General features: G+C 34.1%; 28 protein-coding genes, 1 tRNA gene and 2 pseudogenes. 20 read left to right on the plus strand and 11 right to left on the minus strand.

Going from position 1 to position 25,741, the window contains the following annotated elements; all coding sequences use genetic code 11:
- The 7 genes from NIL_RS03885 to NIL_RS03915 all read left to right on the plus strand — a co-directional run bounded on the left by NIL_RS03885 (position 1) and on the right by NIL_RS03915 (position 4,502).
- Positions 1-582, plus strand: coding sequence for a c-type cytochrome (locus NIL_RS03885; protein ID WP_187648303.1), 582 nt, complete (start codon positions 1-3; stop codon positions 580-582).
- 10 nt (positions 583-592) lie between these two features.
- Complete coding sequence (locus tag NIL_RS03890; protein ID WP_187648304.1) at positions 593-1,087, plus strand: c-type cytochrome; 495 nt, start codon at positions 593-595, stop codon at positions 1,085-1,087.
- A 70-nt stretch (positions 1,088-1,157) separates the two neighbouring features.
- On the plus strand, positions 1,158-2,069 hold the full coding sequence (locus NIL_RS03895; protein ID WP_187648305.1) for a NapH/MauN family ferredoxin-type protein: 912 nt from the start codon (positions 1,158-1,160) through the stop codon (positions 2,067-2,069).
- Positions 2,066-2,710 carry an ABC transporter ATP-binding protein gene (locus NIL_RS03900; RefSeq protein ID WP_187648306.1) on the plus strand — a complete coding sequence of 215 codons (645 nt, stop codon included), beginning with the start codon at positions 2,066-2,068 and terminating at the stop codon, positions 2,708-2,710. Before NIL_RS03895 ends, NIL_RS03900 begins: the two co-directional genes overlap by 4 nt.
- Positions 2,711-2,718: 8 nt before the next feature.
- The gene (locus tag NIL_RS03905; RefSeq protein WP_187648307.1) at positions 2,719-3,165 is read left to right on the plus strand and encodes a nitrous oxide reductase accessory protein NosL; all 447 of its coding nucleotides are present in this window, start codon (positions 2,719-2,721) and stop codon (positions 3,163-3,165) included.
- Positions 3,165-3,992 (plus strand): ABC transporter permease, encoded by an 828-nt coding sequence (locus NIL_RS03910; protein WP_187648308.1) that lies wholly within the window; start codon positions 3,165-3,167, stop codon positions 3,990-3,992. The genes NIL_RS03905 and NIL_RS03910 overlap by 1 nt, the downstream gene beginning before the upstream one ends.
- 12 nt (positions 3,993-4,004) lie before the next feature.
- Positions 4,005-4,502: a nitrous oxide reductase accessory protein NosL gene (locus NIL_RS03915; RefSeq protein ID WP_187648309.1), complete on the plus strand. Its 498-nt coding sequence runs from the start codon at positions 4,005-4,007 to the stop codon at positions 4,500-4,502.
- 339 nt (positions 4,503-4,841) lie between these two features.
- Here the strand turns inward: NIL_RS03915 and NIL_RS11115 are convergent, their stop codons facing one another.
- Positions 4,842-4,967 (minus strand): integrase core domain-containing protein, encoded by a 126-nt coding sequence (locus tag NIL_RS11115; protein WP_187648310.1) that lies wholly within the window; start codon positions 4,965-4,967, stop codon positions 4,842-4,844.
- A gap of 140 nt (positions 4,968-5,107) precedes the next feature.
- On the opposite strand from NIL_RS11115, the gene NIL_RS03925 reads away from it, so the two are divergent.
- On the plus strand, positions 5,108-6,274 hold the full coding sequence (locus NIL_RS03925; RefSeq protein ID WP_187648311.1) for an IS256 family transposase: 1,167 nt from the start codon (positions 5,108-5,110) through the stop codon (positions 6,272-6,274).
- Positions 6,275-6,337: 63 nt separating this feature from the next.
- Here NIL_RS03925 and NIL_RS03930 read toward each other — a convergent pair.
- From NIL_RS03930 to rodA, 6 genes and pseudogenes are all read right to left on the minus strand, one after another.
- Positions 6,338-7,553 (minus strand): annotated as a pseudogene (locus NIL_RS03930) (IS256 family transposase).
- Between the two features lie 50 nt (positions 7,554-7,603).
- On the minus strand, positions 7,604-8,404 hold the full coding sequence (locus NIL_RS03935) for a DDE-type integrase/transposase/recombinase (protein ID WP_246434476.1): 801 nt from the start codon (positions 8,402-8,404) through the stop codon (positions 7,604-7,606).
- Positions 8,404-8,724, minus strand: a complete 321-nt coding sequence (locus NIL_RS03940) for a transposase (RefSeq protein ID WP_187647193.1) — start codon at positions 8,722-8,724, stop codon at positions 8,404-8,406. Before NIL_RS03940 ends, NIL_RS03935 begins: the two co-directional genes overlap by 1 nt.
- A gap of 363 nt (positions 8,725-9,087) precedes the next feature.
- Positions 9,088-9,228 (minus strand): annotated as a pseudogene (locus NIL_RS03945) (integrase arm-type DNA-binding domain-containing protein); the annotation flags it as partial.
- Between the two features lie 187 nt (positions 9,229-9,415).
- Positions 9,416-9,489: transfer RNA gene (locus tag NIL_RS03950), tRNA-Ile, on the minus strand.
- 89 nt (positions 9,490-9,578) lie between these two features.
- Positions 9,579-10,685 carry a rod shape-determining protein RodA gene (gene rodA, locus NIL_RS03955; RefSeq protein ID WP_187648314.1) on the minus strand — a complete coding sequence of 369 codons (1,107 nt, stop codon included), beginning with the start codon at positions 10,683-10,685 and terminating at the stop codon, positions 9,579-9,581.
- Between the two features lie 56 nt (positions 10,686-10,741).
- Between rodA and NIL_RS03960 the strand changes: the two genes are divergently transcribed.
- The 12 genes from NIL_RS03960 to NIL_RS04015 all read left to right on the plus strand — a co-directional run bounded on the left by NIL_RS03960 (position 10,742) and on the right by NIL_RS04015 (position 23,750).
- Positions 10,742-11,704 (plus strand): RluA family pseudouridine synthase, encoded by a 963-nt coding sequence (locus tag NIL_RS03960; protein ID WP_187648315.1) that lies wholly within the window; start codon positions 10,742-10,744, stop codon positions 11,702-11,704.
- A complete protein-coding gene (locus NIL_RS03965) occupies positions 11,652-12,893 on the plus strand; it encodes a fibronectin type III domain-containing protein (RefSeq protein ID WP_187648316.1) in 1,242 nt (413 codons plus the stop codon). Before NIL_RS03960 ends, NIL_RS03965 begins: the two co-directional genes overlap by 53 nt.
- Before the next feature lie 3 nt (positions 12,894-12,896).
- Positions 12,897-14,078 (plus strand): tRNA (guanosine(46)-N7)-methyltransferase TrmB, encoded by a 1,182-nt coding sequence (gene trmB / locus NIL_RS03970; protein WP_187648317.1) that lies wholly within the window; start codon positions 12,897-12,899, stop codon positions 14,076-14,078.
- Positions 14,068-14,742, plus strand: coding sequence for a cell division ATP-binding protein FtsE (locus NIL_RS03975; protein ID WP_187648318.1), 675 nt, complete (start codon positions 14,068-14,070; stop codon positions 14,740-14,742). The genes trmB and NIL_RS03975 overlap by 11 nt, the downstream gene beginning before the upstream one ends.
- Complete coding sequence (locus NIL_RS03980; RefSeq protein WP_187648319.1) at positions 14,729-15,535, plus strand: FtsX-like permease family protein; 807 nt, start codon at positions 14,729-14,731, stop codon at positions 15,533-15,535. The genes NIL_RS03975 and NIL_RS03980 overlap by 14 nt, the downstream gene beginning before the upstream one ends.
- Positions 15,532-16,722, plus strand: coding sequence for a murein hydrolase activator EnvC family protein (locus NIL_RS03985; protein ID WP_187648320.1), 1,191 nt, complete (start codon positions 15,532-15,534; stop codon positions 16,720-16,722). Before NIL_RS03980 ends, NIL_RS03985 begins: the two co-directional genes overlap by 4 nt.
- A gap of 77 nt (positions 16,723-16,799) precedes the next feature.
- Positions 16,800-17,513, plus strand: coding sequence for a UMP kinase (gene pyrH, locus NIL_RS03990; RefSeq protein ID WP_187648321.1), 714 nt, complete (start codon positions 16,800-16,802; stop codon positions 17,511-17,513).
- A gap of 130 nt (positions 17,514-17,643) precedes the next feature.
- A complete protein-coding gene (locus NIL_RS03995) occupies positions 17,644-17,859 on the plus strand; it encodes a DNA-directed RNA polymerase subunit omega (protein ID WP_187648322.1) in 216 nt (71 codons plus the stop codon).
- A gap of 17 nt (positions 17,860-17,876) precedes the next feature.
- Positions 17,877-20,021 carry a RelA/SpoT family protein gene (locus NIL_RS04000; protein ID WP_187648323.1) on the plus strand — a complete coding sequence of 715 codons (2,145 nt, stop codon included), beginning with the start codon at positions 17,877-17,879 and terminating at the stop codon, positions 20,019-20,021.
- 27 nt (positions 20,022-20,048) lie between these two features.
- Positions 20,049-21,251 (plus strand): tyrosine--tRNA ligase, encoded by a 1,203-nt coding sequence (tyrS, locus tag NIL_RS04005; RefSeq protein ID WP_187648324.1) that lies wholly within the window; start codon positions 20,049-20,051, stop codon positions 21,249-21,251.
- Positions 21,248-22,345: a nitronate monooxygenase gene (locus NIL_RS04010; RefSeq protein WP_187648325.1), complete on the plus strand. Its 1,098-nt coding sequence runs from the start codon at positions 21,248-21,250 to the stop codon at positions 22,343-22,345. The genes tyrS and NIL_RS04010 overlap by 4 nt, the downstream gene beginning before the upstream one ends.
- Positions 22,346-22,400: 55 nt before the next feature.
- Positions 22,401-23,750 carry an N-acetylmuramoyl-L-alanine amidase family protein gene (locus NIL_RS04015; RefSeq protein WP_187648326.1) on the plus strand — a complete coding sequence of 450 codons (1,350 nt, stop codon included), beginning with the start codon at positions 22,401-22,403 and terminating at the stop codon, positions 23,748-23,750.
- A gap of 122 nt (positions 23,751-23,872) precedes the next feature.
- Here the strand turns inward: NIL_RS04015 and ppa are convergent, their stop codons facing one another.
- The 4 genes from ppa to NIL_RS04035 form a co-directional block, all read right to left on the minus strand.
- The gene (gene ppa, locus NIL_RS04020) at positions 23,873-24,391 is read right to left on the minus strand and encodes an inorganic diphosphatase (protein WP_187648327.1); all 519 of its coding nucleotides are present in this window, start codon (positions 24,389-24,391) and stop codon (positions 23,873-23,875) included.
- 64 nt (positions 24,392-24,455) lie between these two features.
- A complete protein-coding gene (locus tag NIL_RS04025; RefSeq protein ID WP_187648328.1) occupies positions 24,456-24,857 on the minus strand; it encodes a thioredoxin family protein in 402 nt (133 codons plus the stop codon).
- A 9-nt stretch (positions 24,858-24,866) separates the two neighbouring features.
- Entirely contained in the window at positions 24,867-25,196 is a 330-nt protein-coding gene (locus NIL_RS04030) for a c-type cytochrome (RefSeq protein WP_187648329.1), read from the minus strand.
- 3 nt (positions 25,197-25,199) lie between these two features.
- Positions 25,200-25,733, minus strand: coding sequence for a carboxymuconolactone decarboxylase family protein (locus NIL_RS04035; RefSeq protein WP_187648330.1), 534 nt, complete (start codon positions 25,731-25,733; stop codon positions 25,200-25,202).
- Positions 25,734-25,741: the final 8 nt, after the last annotated feature.

Consider the following 25,741-nt stretch of genomic DNA (forward strand, 5'->3'; position numbering starts at 1 on the left):
ATGAGGTTTTATGGAAAAAAAAGTATCGCTATTTTATTTGCAACTGCTGTAATTTTTGCAGGTTGTGAAAGTAAAGATAAAAAAGAGGAACAAAAAGATAGTGTTGAAACTCCAAAAGAGATAAAAGTTACAGAGGGCGTAGTAAAAGAGCAAAAAACTGAGAGTAAAGAGGTTGATAAAGGGGAGTTTTACTACTCTTACAAAGAGAATGAGAAAAACGAGGCAGAAATTGAAGAGGAAGAGTCATATACGCCTATAGACGCATATAGAAGAGTTAGATCCCCTTATGAAAGAGTTCAGATATCACTACTTGCAAATAAACTAAGCAAAGATTTTTTAGTTCACTGTTCAGCGTGTCATGATGATTATGCAAACGGGATTATCGGACCATCTTTGCTTGATAAAAATGAGACTTTTATTTATAACAGACTTGTAGCATATAAAAACAGAAAAAAGGCAAACGTATTGATGAAAGATTTGGTTTCTAAAATGAGTGATGAAAAACTTAAATCTTTGGCTAAAGAGATTGCTGATTTTAATGAAAAAGTAAGAAAAATTCAAGCTGGCGAAAAAGTTGAATAAAGGATAAATGATGATAAGACACATAATAGCACTAATATCTGGAGCATTAACAGTTGCGGCGATAGTCTATATGGCTAAATTAGATATAGAGGCGGAGAAACTCAAAAAAATAGAAGAAATAATAGAGAAATCAAAGCTTGAAGTTCCTGTAGCAAAAACTACTCAGCCTATTCAACAGCAGCAAGAAGAAGAGGAGGAGAGTGAAGAAGAGAAGCAGCTTAAGATGCTAAAAGAGAAAGCCGGAAATATGTCGGCCTTTGAAGTGAGTCCTCTATATAGAAGAAACTGTGCTTCTTGTCATGGAGTTAACGGTAATGGAGCTGTTGGTCCTAAACTACTCGGTAAGTCCAAAGATGAGATATTGCAAGCTCTTAAAGATTTTAAATCTGGAAAAAGAAAAAATTATGTTATGTACGGTCTTCTTAGCAACATGAAAGAAGAAGATCTTATAAGTTTAGCCGAAGAGATTTCTCAATTTGACGAAAAATTAAAAGCTGCACAATAATAGATGAATGGTGATGAGTGTTTTAACGCTTTTCTTAACTCATCCCTCATTATTTTAAAAAGGAGGGGGAATGGATAGATATAACTGGAGTACAAAAGAGCTAGTAAACGCACCTTTGCTCTCTACGCTCTATTATAAGACAAAAGATGGAAAAATAAAGCCAACATGGAGATTTTGGAGGTGGCTTAGTGTTATATTAATAAATTTGGCCTTTTTCCTATCTTTTTATTTTGATATTCAGTTTTTAGAAGGAACATTAACCGGTTCTAGACTTCTTGGGTTTCATTTGATCGATCCTTTTGTAACCCTTGAGATATTGGCTGCTGAGCACCATATTCATACTAATATAATAATCGGTACTTTAACGATTATAGGGTTCTATTTTATTGTTGGAGGAAAGGCTTTTTGTGGATGGGTCTGTCCTTATGGTCTTTTGAGTGAGATAGGAGAGAGGATCCACCAAATACTAGTAAACAAACGTATAATTAAAGAGAGAAGTTTCAACCCTAGAGTTAGATATCTTTTTTGGGTTATATTTTTAGCGGCTGCCGCAATAGATGGTTATCTAGTATTTGAGATGATAAATCCAGTAGGGATAATAAGTAGATTTATAGTTTACGGCTGGAGTCTAGCTATAGTTTGGGTACTTGTGATTTTATCGATAGAGATATTTTTTTCAAGGCGTGCTTGGTGTAAATATATGTGTCCTATAGGAACTACATACAGTTTTATTGGGTGGATAAGCCCTATGAAAGTACAGTGGGATATGGAAAAATGCGATCACTGTATGGCTTGCTTTGCCGCTTGTCCAGAAGATCATGTTTTAGAATTCGCTAAAGCTAAATATGACGAAGAGAGAAAGAAAAAAGGGATAACTAAAGAGTTTGTTAAAGATGGTGATTGTATAATGTGTGCAAGATGTTTTGACGTATGCCATACCGATGCTTATAACTTTGAATTTAGGATGAAGAATATTATATGATAGAAGTTAAAAATGCCGTTAAAAGCTTTATGGGGGTAAAAGTTTTAGATAATGTCTCGTTAAAAATAGACCAGGGAGACAAAATAGCTTTAATGGGGCCTAATGGTGCTGGAAAAACAACTCTTGTAAGATCCATTTTGGGTTTTTATCATCTTGATAGTGGCAATATAGAAGTAAATGGTTTTAGTCCCTACAAAAATAGAACAAAAGTTTTAGAAAATATAAGTTTCATTCCCCAAACTCCTCCTCCTATAAAGTTAAATATTGAAGAGCTTTTAGAATATGTCTCTAAAAGCTCAAAAGTGAGTCCTCAAACGATAGAAGAAGAGGCTCGTAAAATGGATCTGAACATAAAAAAGAATCTAAAAAAGCCTTTTTTTAAACTAAGCGGCGGTATGAAGCAAAAGCTCCTTATCGCCATAGCTATAGCCAAAAATACCGATATTCTCATTTTTGATGAACCAACAGCCAATTTGGATCCAAAAGCAAGAGAGAAATTTTATAATCTATTGAAAGAACTTGATAAAAAAACTTCCGCTATATATATAACACACAGAATAGAAGAGATAGAGGGGTTAGTAAACAGAAAAATATATATGGATTTAGGAAAAATAGTAGAAGATGAAAAGATTGTAAATTAGGATGTAAAATGAGGCTGAAAAAGATATTTTTTTTTAATCTATTGATAATTTTCACTCTTTTTTTAACTGGTTGCGAAAAGAAAGATTATACCAAAGAGCCTCCTAAGCTGCACTGGGATAGAGATATGTGTGAACGATGTAAGATGGCTATAAGCGATAGAAAGTTTGCCGTGGAGGCTATAGGAGAAGATGGAAAAGTTTACAGATTTGATGATATAGGATGTTTGATACTTTGGCAAAATAAGGAACATCCTGAGATAAGATTTAAAAAAATCTGGATAAAAGACGCAAAAAGTGGAAAATGGATTGATGCTAAAAAAGCAAAATATACAACTGATAGTATCACCCCTATGGGTTATGGTTTTGCGGCATTTAATGAGAATGAAAAACCAGAAAATAAAGAGATTATAGATTATGAAGAAGTAAAAAGAAGAGTTATAAAGATAGGAAGATGATGAAAAATCTTTTTTTGATTGCAAAACTGGATATTAGAGAATCGATGAGGTCTAAATGGTTTTTTGTCTATCTTCTTGTCTTTGGCGGATTGATGGCACTTTTTTTCGTAACAGGAATTACTGATTCAGTCGTAATGGGTTTTACAGGTCTTAGTAGGCTTCTTTTAGTATATATGCAAGTAACTATAGTTATACTTCCTATTTTTATACTAATCACAACGGTAAAATCGATTTCTGGAGATAGAGAGAGTGCGATTTTAGAGTATATGCTATCTTTTGCTGTTTCGCTTAGAGATTATTACTGGGGTAAGATGTTGGGCCGTTTTTTTATAGTTTTTTTTCCGATAATCTTAGCTCTAGTTTTAGGTGTGATGTGGGGAGTTTTCAAAGGCGGTGAACTTCCTTGGAAGATGCTATTTATCTATAGTGCGCTTTTGTTTTCTATGTGTGCGGTATTTTTAGGGATAGCTTTTTTTATATCTACTGTGGTAAAATCACACGATGTAGCTTTAGGAGCCTCTTTTGTAGTTTGGATAATACTGCTTGCTTTTTTAGATATCGCTTTAATAGGACTTATGCTTCAAAACAGATGGAACGATGAGTTTATCATATCTTTAGCTCTTTTTAATCCTATGGAGGTTTTCAGAGTCGGAGCCATATCTTTGTTCGATCCTGAACTTACGGTTATGGGACCTGTAGCATACTTTTTACTTGATACTTTCGGTCATAAACTCTTTATTACTTATTCTATACTTTATCCTCTTGGTTTGGGAGTGATTTTTGCTTATTTAGGATATCTCTATTTTATAAAAAAAGATCTGCTTTAGGAGGACGCTAAAATGAGAAAACTGTTTTTATTGAGTGTAATTGCTCTATTTACTTTTGCATCGCCTCAAAAAGACCCTAACAAAGACAAAGAAATTGTGCCGCCAAAAAATTTAGATCCAGTCTATATGCTTGATGTAACAAAATATCCGAAATTTAATGCAAAAATCATTCTAAGCAGCGATAAAGAGGTGGTTTTTAGCTGTCCTAAAGCGATGTTTGATTTCTACTTTAGACCTTTTGACTATCCTGAATATAAAGTTAAAGAGGAGAAGGATTTTAAGAAACTTTTAGTAAAAGATTATTTAACTGGAGAGTGGATAGATGCAAAAAAAGCTTATTATATTTTTGGTAGCAGACTATCCGGACCTAAAGGAGATGATCTCATTCCACTAAAAAGCAAAGATCACGTTAATATCTATATGCTCAAATACGGTGGAAGCAGAGTTTTGACTTTTCCCGATATAAAACAGAGAGGATATGCGCTTATAAAATATTTAGATATGCCTTAAATTTTTTTTAGGGTCAAGACTAGTTTAGCAATAAAAATATGCTAAACTATATCGATATGAAGGGCAAAAATAGATATATAAAAAATGCGCATATTTCAGAGAGAAAATTTAAAGAAATTCTGAAATGTTTAGAATGCCCCTAAAATTTCAGACAACAAAATCTAATAATTAGTCCTCCATGAAAAACGCTCATTTTTCTTCAATTTTCATACCAAAGCCCAACTTTTACTCCAAGTAAATACAAATAGATTAGTTTTGCTTTTTGCACTTGTAAAGTTGTAATTCGCAATAATTTAATATTTTGTAAAAAAATGTAATGACCCCTTTCTTCCTGCACACCTAAGCTACTAAACGAAACACTTCTGCAGGCGTTTGGTACTGCAGCGCTGAATGCTTTCGTTTTTGATTGTAAAAATTGATCCATTCTCCAATAATGACAGTGTACACTAAAGTTCGCAATTTCACTTGAAGACTCTTTTTTAGATTTTGAAATCTTCAAAAGAGTTGGATAGACTTCCCAGTGAGGAATAAAGCAAGCAGGAGGAAACCAATCTAAAAGAAATAATAGCAAAAAAATAGATGAAACAAAAATATTCAAAGAGATAATGACACAGTTTGTAGTTGATGAAGATCCACTTTTATCAATGATGAAATGGATGATGGAACAGTTGATGAAGATTGAGTCCGAGATGAAAGTTGGAGCTAAAAAAGGTGAGCATAATAGTGAGAGAAAAAGCTATTTCAGTGGTTATAGACCAAGAAGGTTCGATACGAGACTAGGGACAGTTTATCTTATGATTCCAAAGATAAGAAAAGGTGGCTACATTCCCTTTTTCATCACCGAAAAGAGAAGAAGTGAACAGGCTCTGATTTCGATGGTGAAAGAGGCATACGTCAATGGAATATCAACAAGAAAGATAGAGCGCCTTGCAAAAGAGCTTGGAATCGAGAATATCAGTGCTTCGCAGGTATCACAAATCAATAAGGGATTGGACGAGCAAGTTGAAAAGTTTCGCAACCGTTCTTTGGAAAAAGAGTATCCCAACGCAAGGGTTGACGCTTTGTATGAGAAAGTGAGAGACTATGAAGGAAGAGTGGTATCTACCGCTATTATGATAGCTTATGGTGTAACACTAGAAGGCAAAAGAGAAGTATTAGCCATAGAGCCATTTATCAATGAGTCTTATGAGACTTGGAGAAATTTCTTTGAGAGACTCAAAGAAAGAGGATTACAAAAGATTGCTTTGCTTATTAGTGATGTACATTTAGGGATTCAAAAGGCTTTCAAAGAGAGTTTTATTGGCGCATCATGGCAACGGTGTAAAGTCCATTTTATGCGTAATATCCTGGCTCATGTTCCACCTAAAGCAAAAGAGAAATTTGCAGCCAAACTTAAAACTATTTGGCTACAAGAGGGCAAAAAAGATGCATTCATAATAGCACAGATGATTATAGAGGAGTTTCGCAAAAAATTCCCTGAAGCTACCCAAGTGCTTCAAAATGGATTGGAAGACTCTTTGCAGTTTTATCACTTCCCGCAAATTGATAAAAGGAGGATAAGTTCGACAAATGTGTTAGAAAGAATCAACAAGGAGATTAGAAGACGCTCTAAAGTAGTATCTGTTTTTCCATCAAGAGAGTCCTATATTAGACTCATTACCACATACTTGATGGAGTACACTGAAGACTGGGAGATTGAGAGAAGTTATATTCATCCACAAAAGCTTCAAGAGGTGATGGAAATCTATGAAGCGCAGCTTAAAGCTGCTTGATATGCAATGAAATATAAGGGACTGTAAAATAAACTGTGTAAACCACCTAAAGCCCTTAAAACCTTAGCGTGTATATTTTTGCATAATTTCACTGAAAAATATACAAAGCTGAGGATAGATTTCACTCCAGCTTCTGATTTTTGTATTACTCCATTTGTGCTGTACCTCCTGTGTGGCAAGATAAAGAAGCTTAAAAGCTGAATCGATGGTTGGAAAAGAACCCACAGACTTTGTTCTTTTTTTAATATTTGAATTTATCGATTCTATGGGATTTGTCGTATAAATCAGTTTTCTTATAGCTTGGGGATATTTAAAAAATGTAGATAGCTCATTCCAGTTAGATTGCCAAGACTGGGTAATATGGGGATATTTTTGACCCCATTTGTCATTAAAATTTGTAAGAGCAAGCTCTGCTTCTTCTTCGGTTGATGAAGTGTAGATACTCTTTAAATCTTTAGCTACCTCTTTTCTATCTTTCCAAGATACAAATTTTAGGCTATTTCTGATCTGGTGTACAATACATCTTTGAATTTCTGCCTTTGGATAAACTGCCTCTATAGCCTCTTTAAATCCATTTAGTCCGTCTATTGCAAATATCAATACATCTTCAACACCTCTGTTTTTTATCTCATTTAAAAGTGTTAACCACTGTTTAGAACTTTCATTTTCACCTATCCATATACCAAGAATATCTTTTTTCCCTTCAAGAGTTATGCCTAGCATTATATATGCAGCAATATTTTTAACTACTCTATCCACTCTTATTTTTAAAACTGTAGCATCCATAAATATTATCGGATATATTGCCTCTAGCGGACGACTATGCCACTCTTTTGCCTTATCTATTATTGCTTCTGTTATATTGGAAATTGTCTGAATAGAAAGTTCATACCCATATAAATCATCAAGATGGTGTTGAAATCTGTTCACTCATCCCTTTTGCATATAAAGACAAAATTAAATCTTCTGTCCCCTTTATGAGAGTCTGTCGCTTCTTGATAAGCTTTGGTTCGAAGGTAGCGTTTCTGTCTCTTGGTATCTTAACCTCTATATCCCCATATTTGGACTTTAAAGTTTTTTCACTGTATCCATTACGATAATTTGGATTATCTGAAACTTGATGCTTCTCATATCCTAAATGCTCAGTTAACTCTACTTCTGTAGCAGTCTGATAAACCTCTTTTAAAAGACCTTTGAATTCTTCCAAGATCTCATCAATATCTATCCCCTTTCCCTCTTTGATAGCTTTTTTTACCTCTTCTGTATTGATATACCTCATTGTGTAAATCCTTTTTATTCTTTAATTTTATCTAATCTTTTTATAAGGATTTACACAGTTATTTTTACACTCCCAAATATAACTTGCTGGGAAGGAAAATTGCGAATTTTTCTTGACATTATCCCAATAATTTTATTAGCCTCCTTGAGTGATTTGAAGTTATAGTGCCAGATACACTCTTCCTTGATGGTTCGGAAGAACCTTTCAATCATACCATTTTGTTCAGGAGTGTAGGGAGTAATAAATTCCTGAGTAAAATTATAATCTTTGATTGTTTTGGTGAATGATTTGCTGCTAAAAACTAGATCATTGTCGCTTCGTAATACAATGGGCTCTTTCAATCGCTGGAGTCTTCCGAAACGGTAGATTAGATCTTCTTGCAAAGCTGCCTCTGCTGTGTTTGCTTTACCGCTTTTTGAGAGTCTCCATCCAACGATTTCACAGGTACAAGTATCAATCATGCAAGCTAAAGTACTCCAGCCATCATTGATACTGTAGATGCGGGTCATATCGATTGCCCATCTTTGATTGGGATAGTGTGAACGTGAAGGCATCATTTTGGCTCTTGGCCTATGCCCTTTGGAACGCTTTCTTACCTGCCAACTTTTTAGTTGCAGAATGCACTGCACTGCTTTTTTGTTCATTCCAAGCAGCAAAGCTAAACGACGATAGCCATACGTTGGAAACTTTTCAATCATCTCTTTGACTTTTTTAACACGCCCTTCATCTAGTTTTTGCATTCTTTTAATTGGTTTATAATAAAAGCTCCTGCATGGAAGTTCAAAAAGAGAACAAAGCTTTGTGATGCTGATTGAGTAACCTTCACTTCTCATCTCGCTCTGAACTTGCATCACTTCTTCTCTTTTCCGAACAGAGCGTCGTACTTTTTTAATGCGATATTCTCCAATGTCAATTCACCGATGACTGCCTTCATATCTTTTATCTTCTCTTCATATATAGCAGCAATATCTTTAGGTCTGGCACGAAGCTGATTCTCCATATCTCTGCGTGCATCTTCCATCCACTCCTCTATTTCCCCAGGCGTCAAATCATACTTTCTCGCAACTTCAGTTACTGTTGTTTTTCCTTGAAAAATATCCATAACGATGGAAGCTTTCTTTTTTGCTGTAAAACGCTTTATCTCTTCTTGATTTTTATTTAATTTCTCCATTTTTGTTGACCCTTTTGTTTCTTACTCTTTATGTATTATATCCTGTGCAGTTGGGTGGGGTTAGGATAGGTCTTCCCTCGTTACTGTAGTATTTTTCAAACTCTTTTCCAAAAACAGTTCAATCTATTGTATCTGCCAAAGCAATAAGCGGATCGTTACTATCAAGCATATTCTCTTAAAGATGGATAAAAGAGATTTGGTTGGTTTGATTTAATAGTAGATTTAGCAAGCATTTTTTCATCCATCTCGACTAGAAGTTTCCTCTATCTTTATAGTTTATTAGTTGAAAATTATACCTTTTTACTACCTCAGATGCCCTTAAATTAGAGCTTTTTAAGGCTTTTAGGAGGGACTAATTAATGTGTATCTTACTCTCCATATTTTGCTGTCATTGGGTTTTATTTCCAGTAGTAAACCGTTGCTATCGCTTAATCTGTATATTTTGTCTTTAGGCTTTGAAATTTTAATTTTTCTATCGCTTAGAGGAGTTGCGATTCTGCACATTTTGAACCTCTTTTATTGAGTATAAAAATGATGCTTATTGAGTAATGAATGATTATACTCAATAACATACTCAAATTGCAATGAGTACGGGTAGTGTTTTTTGAGTATTGCTGAGAAGGCTTTTGTCTTGTTTTTGTCGATTTTAGGGATTTGAGGTATTTTTGAGAAAAACAAAAAGAATGCTCGGTGGGCTCGGCAGGACTCGAACCTGCGACCAACCGGTTATGAGCCGGTTGCTCTAACCAACTGAGCTACGAGCCCACCGAACATTCTTGTGGGGTTGTCGTCGCTTTGTTCCTCGGACGAGCCGGTTGCTCTAACCAACTGAGCTACGAGCCCGAAGCTCTTAATCAAGTACGGGTGGAATTATACAAAAAATTAAAACGAAATGCAAGTAGATGTTCCAAAATCCCAAATAAGATCATAAAATTTACAAAACTGCTCCCACCATAACTAAAAAGAGGAAGTGGTACTCCGACCACAGGGGCTAGTCCTATGGTCATAGCTATATTTACGCTCATATACATAAAAAGTAAAAGAGCGATGCTAGTTGCTACAACTTGTGTAAAATAGTCTCCTTTTAGTTTATAGTTTAGACTAAGTATATGTATAATCAAAAGGGCATATAAAAAAACTAAAAATAGTGCTCCGAAAAATCCATATCTTTCTACGTAATAGGCAAAAATAAAATCGCTAGAGGCTATAGGTAAAAATTTTAGTTGAGTTTGAGTGGCTTCATCTTTCTCTTTTCCGGTTAGTCCTCCCGAACCTATGGCTATGATGGATTGCTGCACATGGTAGCTAGGTTTTTCGCTTAAAAAGTCGTGAATCCTCTTTTTTTGATAATCGTGTAGAAGATATTTGTAAGATATAGGAGTAAAAATAGCTAAAAAGATAGTGATTGTAGTCCAAATTTTCCAGTTTACTCCTATTACGAAAAGTACGCCGTATCCTATGATAAGTAGTATCAAAGCAGTACCCAGATCCGGCTCTTTGGCTATGAGTATGAAAGGTAAAAGTATGTAAAAGGAGATTTTTAAAAACTCTTTCCATCCATAGCCGCTTTTTGGTGGAGGATTTTCTTGTATAAGGTAAGCTAACATCAAAATAAATGCCGGTTTGAAGATCTCCGAAGGTTGGATTGTAAAGTGAATGAAAGGCAGCTCCAACCATCTTTGTGCTCCAAGTTTACTAACACCGAAAAGATCCACACTTATAAGAAGAGCTATATTGATCCAGTATATGGTAGGGATAAGCCATTTGTACTCTCTAAGAGGAGTGAGAAAAAAAACAATAAATGCTCCGACCCCTACAGATATATAAACTATCTGTTTTTTTGAAAGCAAAGGATCTATTTCTGAGATAAGGGAGAAAGAGATTGCAACGATAGGGATAATTAAAAGTATCAAAATAAAATCAAAATGTGTTATTATTCGTCTATCTATCATAAGTCTCATTATTTTTCCTGATAAAAATATGTAAAATTATATCAAGTAAAAGAGGTTTTGTTTCTATGAATGAAAAAATAGTTGTCGATAAAGAGGAGAGATTAGATAAATTTTTGGTTGAATATTTTCAGGTATCTAGAAACCAAATAGAGTCTTTAATAAAGAAAGGTTATGTAAAAGTAAATGAAAAAGAGGTCAAAAAAGCTGGTTTTAAACTCAAAAAAAGCGATTTGATTGATATCCGGTTTCCAGATATGCAAAAGAGTGAACCCGTTAAAGTAGATTTTGATATAGAAGTGATTCATGAAGATGAGGATATTGTAGTTTTGAATAAGCCAAGCGGCATAACCGTTCATCCCGCTTCTAGCGTAAAAGAGGCTACAGTAGTGGATTGGCTTAAAAAGAGGGGAGTCTCTTTATCTACTATAGCCGGCGAAGAGAGACACGGAATAGTTCATAGACTAGATAAAGAGACAAGCGGTTTGATGGTTGTAGCAAAAAATAATGAATCTCATAAGTTTTTGTCAAATCAGCTTCAAGACAAGAGTATGGGAAGATATTATCTTGCTATTATAGAGCCTCCTTTGAAAGAGAATACAATAGTTGAAAAAGAGATTGCAAGAAATCCTAAAAATAGACTGAAAATGGCCGTTATTGCCGGTGGCAGATACGCAAAAACAGCTTTTGTCAAAATAGAAGAGAGTCTAGATGGAACAACTGAACTTATAGGCGCAAAACTTTTTACCGGAAGAACGCATCAGATAAGAGTTCATCTAAATGCGATAGGTAGACACATACTTGGCGATAGTTTATACGGTTTTAAGAGCCGAAGTGCTAAAATAGAGAGGGTTTTTTTACACGCTTATATACTTTATCTTATTCATCCAAGATACAAGAAAGAGATAAAGTTTGTGGCTCCTTTGCCTGAAGATATGAGTCAGTATTTGAAAAAAAGATATGATTGGGGGAAAACAGATGAGAAAATATTACCTGATAAGTTTGATAGGCTTTTTGATTTTGTTTCTTAGCGGTTGTGCTAAACAGCCAAGAGTAAGTCAAAAACCAAAGATTGATACGACTTTACCAAAAGTTCAAGAGATTAGAGTTATAGCTGATATTACAAGTGTAGCTTTTGAGTGGACTCCTGTATATGATGAAAGAGTTGAAGGGTATTATCTATATAGAAGTTCGCAAAATTCTGCTAAATTAAAAAGAGTTGCCGTTATAGAAGATAGATTTACTTCACATTACGTAGATAGCGGACTAAAACCTAATACGCAGTATTTTTACAGAATGTCGACTTATGACGAAGATGGACGCGAATCCGTTCCAAGTGATGTTGTAAAGATAAAGACTCTGCCTTTGATCGAGTCTGTTAGTTTCATAGAAGCTATCAGCAATCTTCCAAGAAGAGTGAAAATTATCTGGAGACCTCATCCAAACCCTAGAGTAAAAGAGTATATTGTAGAAAGAAGCGAGCCGGATAATCGGGATTGGAAAAAGATAGCTACGATAAAAGGTAGGCTTCAAGCAGAATATATAGATAAAGGACTAAAGGATAATCATTTATATTTTTACAGAGTTAAAGTAAAAACCTATGACGGTATCGTATCGGCCCCTAGTAAAGTAGTTAAAGCCTTTACAAAGCCAAGGCCAAAGATTGTTAAAGATTTAAAAGCTACAACCGATTTACCAAAGAAAATAGTAGTTAGTTGGAAGAAAAACCCAGAATCAGACATAAGCCATTATAACGTTTACAGAAGTTCGGTATCTAATCTATTTTTCACGCTCCATGCAAAAGTTAAAAAGAATGAATATACTGATATGATTGGAGAAGACGGGGTAGTTAAGTTTTATAAAGTAACGGCCGTAGATAAAGATGGACTAGAGAGTTTTAAACAAGACACACCTGTTATGGGTTCAACGCTTCCAAAACCTGAGGCTCCTGTAATAATCTCTTCCAATATAGAAGGCAATTCTGTTATTATAAAATGGCATCCAAGAGATGATAGAGCGGTAAGTTATATGGTTGTTAAGATAGAAAAGCAGGGCTTTTTAAACTCTAAAGAGTATAAATATAAAAATATAAAAAATACTACTTTTAAAGATAGTTCTATCATTCCGAACGTAAAATATACATATATAATATATGCCGTTGATAGATACGGTATAATTTCGAAGCCTTCGGAAGAGGTTGAGATCTATATAAAAAAGTAAGATATGCCTCATATAGTAGTAAAAGATTATAAAAGGTTTACAGTACCCGTTAAAAAAGAGAAGTTTGATTTTTTATGGTTCGCAGAGCCTTTAATAAACGCAAAAGAGAAACTAGTAGGAGCAATTTACGAAAAGACTCCCTTTTTGATTACCTTGAAAGATAATAAAAGAGGAGAAACCGTTATAAAAAGCGATAAAGTTACTAGACTTTCTCCTACGACGGTAGTCAAAAAAGCTCTTAAAAACTTTTGCGAACTTGCCGAATGTGACGTTATAAGAACCAACATATCTCAAATTAGCGACAGACATCTTAAAAAGAGCGAAGAGTTTCTAAAAACAATAGAGTTCTTTGCAGATAACTTTCCAAAAAATAGAGAGGTTTGGATAGAGATAGGTTTTGGAAGTGGAAGGTATCTTCTATATCAGGCTAAAAACAATCCGGACACTCTTTTTATAGGGATAGAGATACATAGACCCTCGATAGAACAAGTTTTAAAACAGATAGAGATCCAAAAACTTGAAAATCTTTATATCATAGATTATGACGCAAGACTATTTTTAGAGTTTGTCCCCTCAAACATAGTTGGCAAAATTTTTGTTCATTTTCCGGTTCCATGGGACAAAAAGCCTCATAGAAGAGTTATATCAAAAAAGTTTATCCAAGAGGCAAAAAGAGTTTTAAAAGTTGGAGGAGTTTTAGAACTTAGAACAGATAGTAAAAACTATTTTGACTACTCTTTGGAGCTCTTTTTGGAACAAAACAGAGTCAAATTGGAAGTAACGAAAAATATTAAGCCTCCAATTACTAGCAAGTATGAAGATAGATGGAGAAGATTGCAAAAAGATATTTACGATATAAGAATGGTAAATCTAGAAAAATCAGCACCATTGAAGATAAGTTTTGGCTTTGATTTTGAAAAAGAGTTTGATATAGAAAAAATCATAAAAAATTTTGACAGCAAACCGAAAGTTTTCGAGGACTATTTTGTCCATTTTGAGAGAGTTTATAAAATCGACGAAAACAGAATATTGCTGAGATTATCTTTTGGAAATTTTGACAGACCTGAGCATAAATATATATTGATAGAGGGTAAAAATGCATCCTATTTTTCAAAAAAACCGGTTTTGTCAAAAGCAAATATCGAGGCTCACAAAAAAATAGAAGAGTTGTTACATGGCAAATAAGGTTATAGTAGCGGAAGATTTGACGCTGGCATACAAAAAGGATGAACCGGTTATAAAAAATAGCAGTTTTAGTATAGAGAGCGGAAGTTTTATTTTTATAACGGGACCAAGCGGAAGCGGAAAATCTACGCTTATAAAATCTTTTTATGGAGCACTGAAGCCACTTAAAGGAGAATTGATTATAGGCGGGGTTGAACTGCATAATATCAAAAAATCGAAACTTAGTTTTTTGAGAAAATATTTAGGGATAATTTTTCAAGATTATAAACTCATAAACGAATGGAGTGTTAAAAAAAATGTAATGCTGCCTCTTTTGATAGCAGGATATTCAAAAGAGGTTTGCGAAAATCAGACTAAAAAGCTTTTAAAACATGTAAAACTCTCAAACAAAGCCGACAAATATCCTTTGGAACTTAGCGGAGGAGAGCAGCAAAGAGTAGCAATGGCAAGAGCTCTTGCACATAATCCTGTTATCATTCTCGCCGATGAACCAACCGGTAATCTAGACGATTACTCATCCAACCTGATTTGGAATCTTCTTGTTGGGGCAAATGAACAGCTAGGCACTACCGTTGTGGTAGTTACGCATCACATTCCTTCTCAGTTTCATGTAAATTTCAAACATTTCCATATCGAGGACGGTACTGTTTATGAAATCTCTTAAAAATCATCTATCTTTGATAATCCCGCTTTTTTCTATATTTTTTGCAATCGAATTTTACGTGATATTAGATAGAGTCATAAAAAGTTATGAGAACAACTTAAGAGACGATTATACGATTTTGCTAGTTGCAAACAAAGACATTAAAAACGAAGATGTAAGTTCATATGTTGATTTGGCAAATCTTGAAATAATTGATCCAAAATTTATGATAGATAGACTTCAAAAAGATGATATATCTATAGATATTGAAGAGCTAAGAACATTTTTGCCTAAATTTTACAAGGTAAAGTTGGAACATTTTCCCTCATCAAAAGAGTTAAAAAGTATTAAAGAGCGATTAAAAAGAGTTGACGGAGTTGAGAGAGTGGAAACTTTTTCCAAATCTCATACTAAAATATATACTCTTTTGATAGTGTTAAAACAGATATCGAAGATTTTTATGGGGATTATTGCTATAATAAGTTTTTTGCTGATTTTGAAACAGATTCAGGTTTGGTATTTGGAGCATAAAGAGCGAATGTATATAATGGAGCTTTTTGGAGCGCCTCTTTGGATGAGAAGCGGCGTTTTGATAAGACTAGCCATAATCGATACGATACTAAGTGTTGTGAGCGTATATGGAGTCTTTTACTATCTGTTAAATTCAAATATTTTACAAAATCTAATAGGTGAGATCTATTTTAGTTTTGACTCTTCTAATCTGTTGAACGACTCTGCTATTTTGGTTGTAGTAGGACTCTTCATAACGCTTTTTAGTGTAATTTTTGTTTCTATAAGGCAAGTGAAGGAATGATTTTCAAAACCGTTTTTGCTATTTTTCTCTGTTTTTTATCTTTAAATGCAAAAAGCGATATTGATAAAAAGATCTACTACTCTAAAAAAGAGCTTCAAAAAAAAGAGAAAAATATAATCGGTTTAAATACCAAACTTGACAAAATAGCAAAAGAGATAAGAAAAAAACAAAATGAGTTACAAAAAATAGAAAAAAAACTTATAGAACTTACAAAAGAGTTAAAGGAGAAAGAACAGTTTTACAAAGATAGCAAAGATAGATTGCAAAATATACAAAAGAGTGAAAAAGAGCTGATAAAAAAACAAGAGAGTTTGAAAGAGCAGTTAACTTTATTAATAGCTAAGTATTTTTCAAAATCGTTAATAACACAAAATTTAGAAAATAAAAATTTTGAAGATGTTTTAAATGAGGAGCTGTTAAAAGCTATCAAAAAAAGTGAGAAAAACAAGATATTAAAGATAGGAAGTATCTATAACAGTACAAAAAAACTGTTAGAAAAAGAGCAGACAAAGATATCTGAACTTCAAAAAGAGATAGAAAATCTCGATAAAAAAAGAAAAGAGCTAATAAGTCTCAAAAGTAAAAAAGAGAAATCACTAAAGAGTCTGAAAAAAAAGAAAAAAGAGTATAAAAAAGCGCTAGATACTCTTTTAAATGAGCAAAGAAGCTTAAGAGCTACCTTAAATAGACTTCAAATCTTAAAAGAGGAAAAAAGTAAAGTTGCTAAGAAAAGTAAACAAAATAGCGTAAAAGTAAGAAATATAGGAAACTCTTATCAAAGTGTCAAAACGATAAGATATAGAGGTCCAAAAACAATACCTCCATTGGATAAATTTGTTATAACTAAAAAATATGGCAAATATGTTGATCCAATATACAACATAAAAATTTTCAATGAATCTATCGAGCTAAAACCTTTGAAACCAAACGCCAAAGTAAAAAATGTTTTAAATGGAAAGGTGATTTTGGCTAAAAAAACTCCACATCTAAATAATGTTATCATCATCAAACATAAAGGCGGTTTGTATACTATATATGCTCATATAGACAAAATCGCTCCTACTATCAAAAAAGGTAAAAAAGTTAAAAAAGGGTACGTTATAGGTAGAGTCAACAATAAACTTACTTTTGAAGTTACAAAAAACAGATATCATATCAATCCTCTTGAACTTATAAGAGTCAAGTAAACTTTTTAACCTCTTATTCTAATGAATTCCTAAAGAGTTTTTAAGTAAAATTGGCAAACAAAAAATAGAGGTAAGCAATGGGTAAAAGAGTTCTTGTAAAATTCTCCGGCGAGGCGCTTGCATCAGAAAATGGTTACGGTATAGATACTTCAATATTAAAATTTATAGCTTCTGAAATAAAGAGTTTGGTTGAAAATGAGATCGAAGTAGGATTAGTCGTTGGCGGCGGGAATATCATAAGAGGAGTAAGTGCTGCTAAGGAAGGTATTATAAAAAGATCCTCCGGCGACTATATGGGAATGCTCGCTACTGTGATTAACGCTGTTGCTTTGCAAGAGGCTTTGGAATATAACGGGATAAAAGTTAGAGTACAAAGTGCGATAAAAATGGAAGAGATTTGTGAGCCTTTCATAGTTAGACGTGCCATAAGACACCTTGAAAAAGGTAGGGTTGTAATATTCGCAGCGGGAACTGGAAACCCTTTTTTCACTACTGACACCGCGGCTACTCTTCGTGCCATAGAGATAGGTGCTCAGATGATCATAAAAGCAACCAAAGTAGATGGCGTATATGACAAAGATCCTAACAAATTTGCTGATGCTAAAAAACTTGATAGACTTACTTATGAAGATGCGATGAATGACAATATAAGAGTTATGGATGATACTGCAATCGCTTTAGCTAAAGATAACTCTCTTCCTATTGTAGTGTGCAATATGTTTGAGAAAGGAAATCTTTTAAACATAATCAACGGGGATTTTTCAAAAGCTTCTATTGTTACAAATAGTTAAGTTATTGAGTTGATGAGTGGTGAATATAAGATGAGTAGGGAAGGGAAAAAGAAACTTTTTTTGTTAATTTATTTTTATTATTACCACACTACTCTTGACGATTATACTTACTAAATTAAAAGGAGAATAAATGAGATTGGAAAAAGCTGCTGCAAAAGCTTTGGAGAGAGTGAATTTTGACAGATACCTTTTGTCGGTAGTTGTTGCAAAAAGAGCTAATGAACTTGCATTGGGTGCTGAACCGCTTGTAAATGTAGATATTAAAAAAACAAAATATACGGATGTAGCTATTATGGAGATAGCTGAAGGTTTGATAAAAATTGATGTTGAGAGATATGATAGATAAGCAAAAGTTTTTTATCTATGAAAAAATTTATCGAGAAGATTAAAGAGTGTCATGATATTGAAGAAGCCAAAAATATACTCTTTGGTACTATAAAAAAAAATCCTAAAGTAGAATTTGCTCTAAACTTCGCAATCAAATCCCACAAAGACCAATATAGAAAAAGTGGTGAACCCTATGTGGTTCATCCTATCTTGGTAGCTGCAATCGTTGCTTATATCTCTCATGATGAAACTATGGTTATAGCTTCACTGCTCCATGATGTGGTAGAGGATACTTCGGTTACCATAGATGAAATCAAAAGCAATTTTGGAGAAGATGTGGCTACGCTTGTGGAGGGACTTACGAAGATCGTCGAAATTCGCGGTGAAAGTCTGATCCCGTCATATTCCAACGAGAAACTGATAACATCGGCTTTAAGTTTTAGAAAAATACTACTTGCTTCTATTAAAGATGTAAGAGTCTTAGTTATAAAACTTTGCGATAGACTTCACAATATGCTCACATTAGATGCTCTTGATGAGAAGAAGCGAAAAAGAATAGCAGAAGAGACGCTTGTAGTTTACGCGCCTATAGCGCATAGGCTAGGGATCTCTTTTTTGAAAAATATTTTAGAAGATCTAAGTTTTTATTACATCTTTCCTAAAGAGTATAAAAAGATAGACGATTTTTTAAAATCTCACAAGCAAGAACTTCAAATAAAGCTTAATAACTTTATAGATAACGTAAAGAAGATAATGGTAAAAAACGGTTTTAGATATAATGAATTTACCATTATCAGCAGAATCAAACACTACTACTCCATATACCTTAAAATGCAAAGAAAAGGGATCTCGATAGAAGAGGTTCTTGATCTTTTGGCTATTAGAGTTTTAGTAAAACATAAAATAGACTGTTATAAAGCTTTAGGAGCTATTCATCTAAACTTTAAACCACTTATAATGCGATTTAAAGACTATATAGCCATACCTAAAGATAACGGATACCAAACGATTCATACTACAGTTTTTGACAACACTTCCATCTTTGAAGTTCAAATAAGAACGTTCGATATGCATAAAACCGCCGAGTACGGTGTGGCTGCACACTGGAAATATAAACTGGGACTTGATAGTATAAATCTAAAATGGCTTGAAAATCTACAGTATCAAAACGACAATATAGAAGAGTTTTACGAGCTTGTTAAAAACGATCTTTTCAGTGAAGATATTTCTGTCTTTTCTCCAAAAGGAGATCTCTTTACTCTTCCTAGAGGAGCGGTTGCGCTCGACTTTGCCTACGCGATTCATTCTGATATAGGCCATAGAGCAAAAGAGGTTTATATCAACAAACAAAAAAGTACGCTTTTAACCGAACTTAAAAATGGAGATATTGTAAAAATCGTAACCGCAGATAAACCTATACTTAGATGCAGTTGGATAGATGCGGTAAAAACTTCAAAAGCCAAAGAGCAGATGAGGCAAGCTTGTAAACAAAAAATCAAAGAGATAAATGCCAAAAGCGCTATAAATATCTTAGCTAGTGAGTTAAAGGTATCTCAAGAGGAAATTATAAAGTGGATTGAAGAAAATTCTCTTTTGCAGACTATTTATAAAGTACCTGTTGATATCAATTTTTTCAAAGATGTTAAAAACAGATTTTTGGCGCAACTTAGGAAAAAAAAGAAGATTTTGCCATTTATCGGTGCCAAAATTATAAAATTAAAAGAGCTGCTTTTAGATAATTTTATAATATATTCGAGTTATAATATAAATTCTGTTGAATTTGATTATTGCTGCAATCCCAAAATGGGAGATGAGATTGTAGCTTTTAAAAAGGGAAACAGTGCTATAATTCATCATAAACTTTGTGAAAAAGCGGCTGAACTGATAGAACAGGGCGAGCCTATGCTTTTTATAGCTTGGTCAAATAGTAGATTGCCAAGATATAAACTGCTTGTATCTTTGCAAAATAAAAAGGGTGCATTAGCCGCTTTGTTACAACATTTAGCTAAACTTGATATAAACGTTGTTTCGATAGAGCTTGGACACAATTTAGAATATAGCAATATTTGTGAGTTGGAGATTGAGACAAATATAAGCGATAGTGAAACTTTAAGAAAGAAGCTGGAACCTAAAGCAAAAGTTATCGAAATAACCGGAAGCGACGACGCATATAAAAAATAATGAATGAAAGATAAATAAGGGGAGTTAATGGTAAAAGAGGCAATGGCTGAAATAGTTAGAGGAACGGCTGAAATTATAGATAAAGAGAAGATAGAAAAACTTTTAAAAGAGTATTATGAAGAGGGAAAGCACTATTATGTAAAGGCAGGTTTTGATCCAACAGCACCGGATCTTCATTTAGGGCATACGGTTTTACTTCAAAAACTTGCTACGTTTCAAAAATATGGAGGGATTATTCAGTTTATTATAGGCGATTTTACGGCTATGATTGGCGATCCTACCGGTAAGAGTGAAACAAGGAAAAAGCTTGATAGAGAGACGGTTTTAAAAAATGCAAAAAGTTACGAAGAACAAGTTTTTAAGATACTTGATCCCGACAAAACCCAAGTGCTCTTTAACTCACAATGGATAGATAAGCTTGGGGCTAGCGGACTTGTTGAGCTTACAACTTTAGTAAGTGTCGCGAGAATGCTAGAACGCGATGACTTTGAAAAAAGATATAAAGCAGGAAAACCGATAGCTATAAGTGAATTTATCTATCCTCTGCTACAAGGATACGATAGCGTATATTTAAAAAGTGATATTGAAATAGGCGGCACAGACCAAAAATTTAACCTTTTAATGGGAAGGCAACTTCAAAGAAGTTTCAGTGTTGGCAAAGAGCAAGCCGTTTTAATGATGCCAATACTCGAAGGACTTGACGGTGTTCAAAAGATGAGTAAATCTTTAGGCAACTATATAGGGGTTGATGAAGAGCCCAATACAATGTTTGCAAAAGTTATGAGTATATCTGACGAATTGATGTGGAGATATTATGAGCTACTTAGTTCTAAATCTTTAGAAGAGATCGAGATATTAAAAGAGGGAGTAAAAGAGGGTAAAGTTCACCCTAAGTACGCAAAAGAGCTTTTGGCCGCTGAAATTACGGCTAGGTTTCATGGTGACGAAGCGGCAAAAGCGGCGAAGGAAGAGTTTGACAGAGTTCATAAACAAAACGATATTCCAAGCGATATAGCCGAGTATGAACTAAAAGGACATATATGGATCGCTAAAGCTTTGGTGGAATGCGCTTTAGAGCCTTCTACATCTCAAGCAAGAAGAGATATTCAAGCCGGAGCCGTAAGAGTAAATAAAGAGAAAATTTCCGATAAGGATCTTCATCTAGAAGAGGGTGAGTATATTTTGCAAGTTGGAAAAAGAAAATTTGCCAAATTAAAGGTTACGAAGTGAAACTACAACCGTTAAAAATAGGAAAGCATGAGATAAAATACCCCATCATTCAAGGGGGTATGGGGGTAGGTATTAGTTGGGACAGGCTAGCTGGCAACGTTTCGAAAGAGGGTGGTTTAGGTGTTATAAGCACCGTAGGAACCGGATATTATGAAAATAAAAAATATATAGAAAAAGAGATAGCAGGACGGCCTTTAGAGACCAAAAATTTCTACTCTAGAAAAGCTCTTTTTAAAATATTTGAAAATGCGAGAAAGATATGTGGTGATGTTCCACTTGGTGCAAATATTTTATATGCTATAAACGATTATGGTAGAGTTGTTAGAGACACCTGTGAGGCAGGAGCTGATATAATCATAACAGGAGCAGGTCTTCCAACAAATATGCCCGAATTTACAGAAGGATTCAGTGATGTAGCTTTAGTTCCTATAGTCTCTAGCGCAAAAGCCTTAAAAATAATCTGCAAAAGATGGGAAAAAAGATACAACAGAGTTCCTGACGCGGTTATAGTTGAAGGGCCTCTTAGCGGCGGGCATCAAGGATTTACGTATGAGCAGTGTTTTATGGAAGAGTACAGACTTGAAAATATCGTTCCTCAAGTTATCGAAGAGGCAAAAAAATGGGGAAATATTCCAGTAATAGCGGCCGGCGGAATCTGGGATCATGAAGATATCGTGAAATTTATCGAGCTTGGCGCTGCTGGAGTTCAGATAGGTACTAGATTTATAGGAACATTTGAGTGTGATGCGCACGAAAACTTTAAGCAGATTTTATTGAATGCTAAAAAAGAGGATATTTTGCTTCTAAAATCTCCTGTGGGGTATCCCGCTAGAGGAATAAAAACTAATCTCATCGAGTTAGTAGAGAAGAGAGAAGGACCGGCTATAAAGTGTATAAGCAACTGTGTGGCTCCATGTCAAAGAGGTGTTGAAGCAAAAGAGGTGGGTTACTGTATAGCTGATAGGCTGAGCGATGCTTATTTAGGCGATAAAGAGCTAGGGCTCTTTTTTAGTGGCGCCAACGGTTATAGACTAGATAAGCTAATCTCTGTTAAAGAGTTGATGGAAATTTTAGTTAAAGGAGAGTCCAATTAAAAAGATTTTTCTTTTTACTCTTCTTTTTTCCTTTCTTCTTGCTTCTAAATATCCTATGTTGGATCAGGCAAACGAGTTATTAAGATCCAAAAATCAGCAATCTATAATAAAATCATACAATAGTTTTAAGACCTTATATATTCGTTCTATTTTAGAATCGGACGAGAATCTAAAAAAAGAGGCTTTAAAGGGGCTTATTGAGAGTTCTAAGAAGCTTGGTTTTGATTATAGAGATTATGAACAGGAGCTAAAGAGATTATCTAGCAAGTCTGAAAATGTTCCAAAAAAAGTTGTAAAGGTTGAGAAAAAGATTAAAAAAGATATAAAAAAAGAGAGTATAGATAGCTCTAAAAAAATTGTACTCAAATCTATAAAACTAAAAAAAGGTGAAGTGGAGTTATATTTTTCCGATCTTTTGGATAAAAATAGTATAAAAAGTTTTATTTTAGCCGATAAAAAAAGTTCAATATATAAAAAAGTTTTTGATATAAAGTCAATCTGGCCTTATCCTAAGAGAGAGTACTCTCTAAGAAGCGTAAAAAAGATGAAGATCGCTCAATTTAACAAAGATTGGGCGAGAGTCGTATTTGAAGATAACAAACCTATTAAAATAGATTTTAATATAGAAAAAGATGTTTTAAAGATCTTTTTAAACGGCAATAAAAAAAAGGAAGAAAAAGTCGTAGAAAAAGATAAAAAGTATGACTATCGATTTTATAGAACTCAAAAAACTATTGTTATCGATCCAGGACACGGCGGAAAGGACGCCGGCGCAGTTGGTTATAAAAGAAAAAAAGAGAAAGATGCCGTTTTAGCCGTAGCTAAAAAGTTATACAAAGAGCTAAAAAATAGAGGATACAAAGTATATCTAACAAGAACGAAAGACTACTTTGTAGAACTAAGAAACAGAACAAAATACGCAAACAGAAGAATGGCTGATATATTTATATCTATACATGCCAATGCTGCGCCTAAAAAGAGCAAATATCTTAGTATGAGAGGTATTGAGACGTTCTTTTTATCGCCGGCTAGAAGCAAAAGAGCAAAAAGGGTAGCCGCTTTAGAAAACAGAGCCGATTTGGACTCAATGGGATATTTTTCTAAAATGACTTTTTTGAATTTTTTAAATAGAGAAAAGATAATAGCCTCAAACAAACTTGCTATAGATATCCAAAAAGGGATGCTTTATAATCTTAGAAAACATTTTAAAGATGTTCAAGACGGAGGTGTAAGAGAGGGGCCTTTTTGGGTTTTAGTCGGCGCTCAGATGCCTTCAGTTTTGATAGAGATAGGTTATATTACAAATCCAACCGAAGCAAGAAGGATCTTTAATCCATATTATCAAACATTGCTTGCTAAAGGTATAGCCGACGGTATAGATAGCTATTTTGAGAAAAATAGATAGCACAAGCAGAAAATGTAGGATTTTGGTAACAACTATAACCAAAAGGTATTATGCTGTTTACAGAGTCTATTTTACGGTTTTAATTGAGTATATTTTTATACCGGGAGTTGTTCCCGGTAAGTTTATTTGTAGTTTTCTATAGCCTCTTGAAGAATTTTTTCCGCTTCCTCTTTTCCCTTGTAATCTTTAACTTTTACCCATTTGTTTGGTTCTAGCATTTTGTATGTCTCAAAGAAGTTTTTAATCTTTTCCAAGGTAGATTTTGGAAGATCTTCAATATCTTTAATCTCATCATATTTTGGATCTACTTTGCTAACGGGTACAGCTAGAAGTTTTTCATCCATACCGCTTTCATCTTCCATGATCAAAACGCCTATAAGTCTACATTTTATAACGCTTCCGGCTTGTAAAGGGTATTCGTTTAAAACCAAAATATCTGCTGGATCGCCGTCAGCGGCCAACGTATTTGGAACAAAACCGTAGTTTGCAGGATAAAACATAGCGCTATAAAGTACCCTATCTACAAAGATGGCGCCGCTTTCTTTGTCTATTTCGTATTTGACGTTTGAACCGTAAGGTATCTCTATAAGGGCGTGAACTTTTTCCGGATTTTCACCGTGTCCTATTTTGTTAATATCCATAGCTTCTCCTACTAAAAGTTTTGTAGTATTATATACTAAATTGGTTTTATAAAAGATTAGAGAACTATTTTGATTTGGAGAGTCTTCTTTCAACATCGTCCAAAAAAGAGAGAAAAGATTCTTCGTCCCAATACCCTAAAACTGGTCTTATAATGTTTCCTCCTTTAGATGTTATAAAAAAGGTGGTAGGAGTGATTTTAGAGTTGATATATTTTGGTAGTCTCTTTTCGTTATTATAAACTTTTATGGGTACAAAATTATGATTTATCCGTTTTATAATTTGTTTATTTTTGAAAGTAGTGTGCAACATCTTTTCGCACCATTTACAGTTGTGACTCTCGAAAAAAACCATCAACGGCTTTTTTTCCTTGTTTGCTCTATTTAAAGCGATGTTAAAGTCTCTCTCCCACTCTATTTGAGAAGCAAAAAGCAAAAAAGGTATCAATAAAAACAAAAACTTTTTCATACTCTTTCCTTATCCGCAATTTAATCCGTCGCAGCTTCTTACGACTCCCTTATCCCGAGCATTGTTCATCATAAAGTCTCTTAGCGCTTTCATCCTTCTTTCAAAATAGCTGCTATTAATCTTTTTAGTAGCGCTTTTATCATATTTATGGATATTTTTTAGATTTTGGGCGCTATTATCAAACATCTCTTTCCACTCTTCGCTCTCTAACATTGCCGCGCCTTTAAAGGCCGGCCCGTGACAAGAGGAGCAGAGTTTTTTGTAGGTAACCATACCTTTGGCGCTATAAGCAAAGCTATAAGTTGCCAATAGTGCCGCTACAAGCAGAGATTTTTTCATATTTTATCCTTCACTGAGTCCAAATACGTTTGAGAGCGTATTTATATAGTTAAAATATCCCGTAATCGCTACGGCCTCTAAGATTTGAGATTCGCTCCAACCCATATCTTTTAATCTCTCAATATCCTCTTTTGTGATTTTGTAGTTATCTTTTTTGGATGCCCTTATACAAAAATTTAAAAGAGCTTTTGTCTTTTCATCTACATTCATTGCATCTACTCCTTTTAGGACTTCTTCAATCTCTTCTTCTTGCATTCCTAACATTTTGGCAATACCTTTATGTACATCTACGCACATTTTACAGCTATTCTCTTTTGAGATTAAAAGCGCTATAGACTCTTTTATACTGTAAGGAAGTTCAGTCTCTTTTAAAAGATATGACTGCACCATAGTATCCGTTGCTTCATATATATCTTTTCTGATAGCTAACAGTTTGAAAATCTCTCCAAGTTTTCCCGTTTTTTCCAATATAGGTCTAGCTTTTTCTTGAATTTGCGGGTCCATCTCTTCAAATTCCGGTAGTTTTATATATGCCATTTATCTTC

It is taken from the genome of Nitrosophilus labii (genome assembly GCF_014466985.1).
GTDB classification, from domain to species: domain Bacteria; phylum Campylobacterota; class Campylobacteria; order Campylobacterales; family Nitratiruptoraceae; genus Nitrosophilus_A; species Nitrosophilus_A labii.

Coding starts and splice junctions, on each gene's coding strand:
- NIL_RS03925 (WP_187648311.1), top strand. CDS start 5,108: ATGACACAGTTTGTAGTTGATGAAGATCCACTTTTATCAATGATGAAA.
- trmB (WP_187648317.1), top strand. CDS start 12,897: ATGCCTCATATAGTAGTAAAAGATTATAAAAGGTTTACAGTACCCGTT.
- NIL_RS03890 (WP_187648304.1), top strand. CDS start 593: ATGATAAGACACATAATAGCACTAATATCTGGAGCATTAACAGTTGCG.
- NIL_RS04030 (WP_187648329.1), bottom strand. CDS start 25,196: ATGAAAAAATCTCTGCTTGTAGCGGCACTATTGGCAACTTATAGCTTT.
- NIL_RS04035 (WP_187648330.1), bottom strand. CDS start 25,733: ATGGCATATATAAAACTACCGGAATTTGAAGAGATGGACCCGCAAATT.
- NIL_RS03975 (WP_187648318.1), top strand. CDS start 14,068: ATGGCAAATAAGGTTATAGTAGCGGAAGATTTGACGCTGGCATACAAA.
- NIL_RS03940 (WP_187647193.1), bottom strand. CDS start 8,724: ATGGAGAAATTAAATAAAAATCAAGAAGAGATAAAGCGTTTTACAGCA.
- NIL_RS03980 (WP_187648319.1), top strand. CDS start 14,729: ATGAAATCTCTTAAAAATCATCTATCTTTGATAATCCCGCTTTTTTCT.
- NIL_RS03895 (WP_187648305.1), top strand. CDS start 1,158: ATGGATAGATATAACTGGAGTACAAAAGAGCTAGTAAACGCACCTTTG.
- NIL_RS03960 (WP_187648315.1), top strand. CDS start 10,742: ATGAATGAAAAAATAGTTGTCGATAAAGAGGAGAGATTAGATAAATTT.
- NIL_RS04015 (WP_187648326.1), top strand. CDS start 22,401: ATGTTGGATCAGGCAAACGAGTTATTAAGATCCAAAAATCAGCAATCT.
- rodA (WP_187648314.1), bottom strand. CDS start 10,685: ATGAGACTTATGATAGATAGACGAATAATAACACATTTTGATTTTATT.
- pyrH (WP_187648321.1), top strand. CDS start 16,800: ATGGGTAAAAGAGTTCTTGTAAAATTCTCCGGCGAGGCGCTTGCATCA.
- tyrS (WP_187648324.1), top strand. CDS start 20,049: ATGGTAAAAGAGGCAATGGCTGAAATAGTTAGAGGAACGGCTGAAATT.
- NIL_RS03995 (WP_187648322.1), top strand. CDS start 17,644: ATGAGATTGGAAAAAGCTGCTGCAAAAGCTTTGGAGAGAGTGAATTTT.
- NIL_RS03910 (WP_187648308.1), top strand. CDS start 3,165: ATGAAAAATCTTTTTTTGATTGCAAAACTGGATATTAGAGAATCGATG.
- ppa (WP_187648327.1), bottom strand. CDS start 24,391: ATGGATATTAACAAAATAGGACACGGTGAAAATCCGGAAAAAGTTCAC.
- NIL_RS03965 (WP_187648316.1), top strand. CDS start 11,652: ATGAGAAAATATTACCTGATAAGTTTGATAGGCTTTTTGATTTTGTTT.
- NIL_RS04000 (WP_187648323.1), top strand. CDS start 17,877: ATGAAAAAATTTATCGAGAAGATTAAAGAGTGTCATGATATTGAAGAA.
- NIL_RS03935 (WP_246434476.1), bottom strand. CDS start 8,404: ATGCAAGTTCAGAGCGAGATGAGAAGTGAAGGTTACTCAATCAGCATC.
- NIL_RS03915 (WP_187648309.1), top strand. CDS start 4,005: ATGAGAAAACTGTTTTTATTGAGTGTAATTGCTCTATTTACTTTTGCA.
- NIL_RS03885 (WP_187648303.1), top strand. CDS start 1: ATGAGGTTTTATGGAAAAAAAAGTATCGCTATTTTATTTGCAACTGCT.
- NIL_RS04025 (WP_187648328.1), bottom strand. CDS start 24,857: ATGAAAAAGTTTTTGTTTTTATTGATACCTTTTTTGCTTTTTGCTTCT.
- NIL_RS03905 (WP_187648307.1), top strand. CDS start 2,719: ATGAGGCTGAAAAAGATATTTTTTTTTAATCTATTGATAATTTTCACT.
- NIL_RS03900 (WP_187648306.1), top strand. CDS start 2,066: ATGATAGAAGTTAAAAATGCCGTTAAAAGCTTTATGGGGGTAAAAGTT.
- NIL_RS03985 (WP_187648320.1), top strand. CDS start 15,532: ATGATTTTCAAAACCGTTTTTGCTATTTTTCTCTGTTTTTTATCTTTA.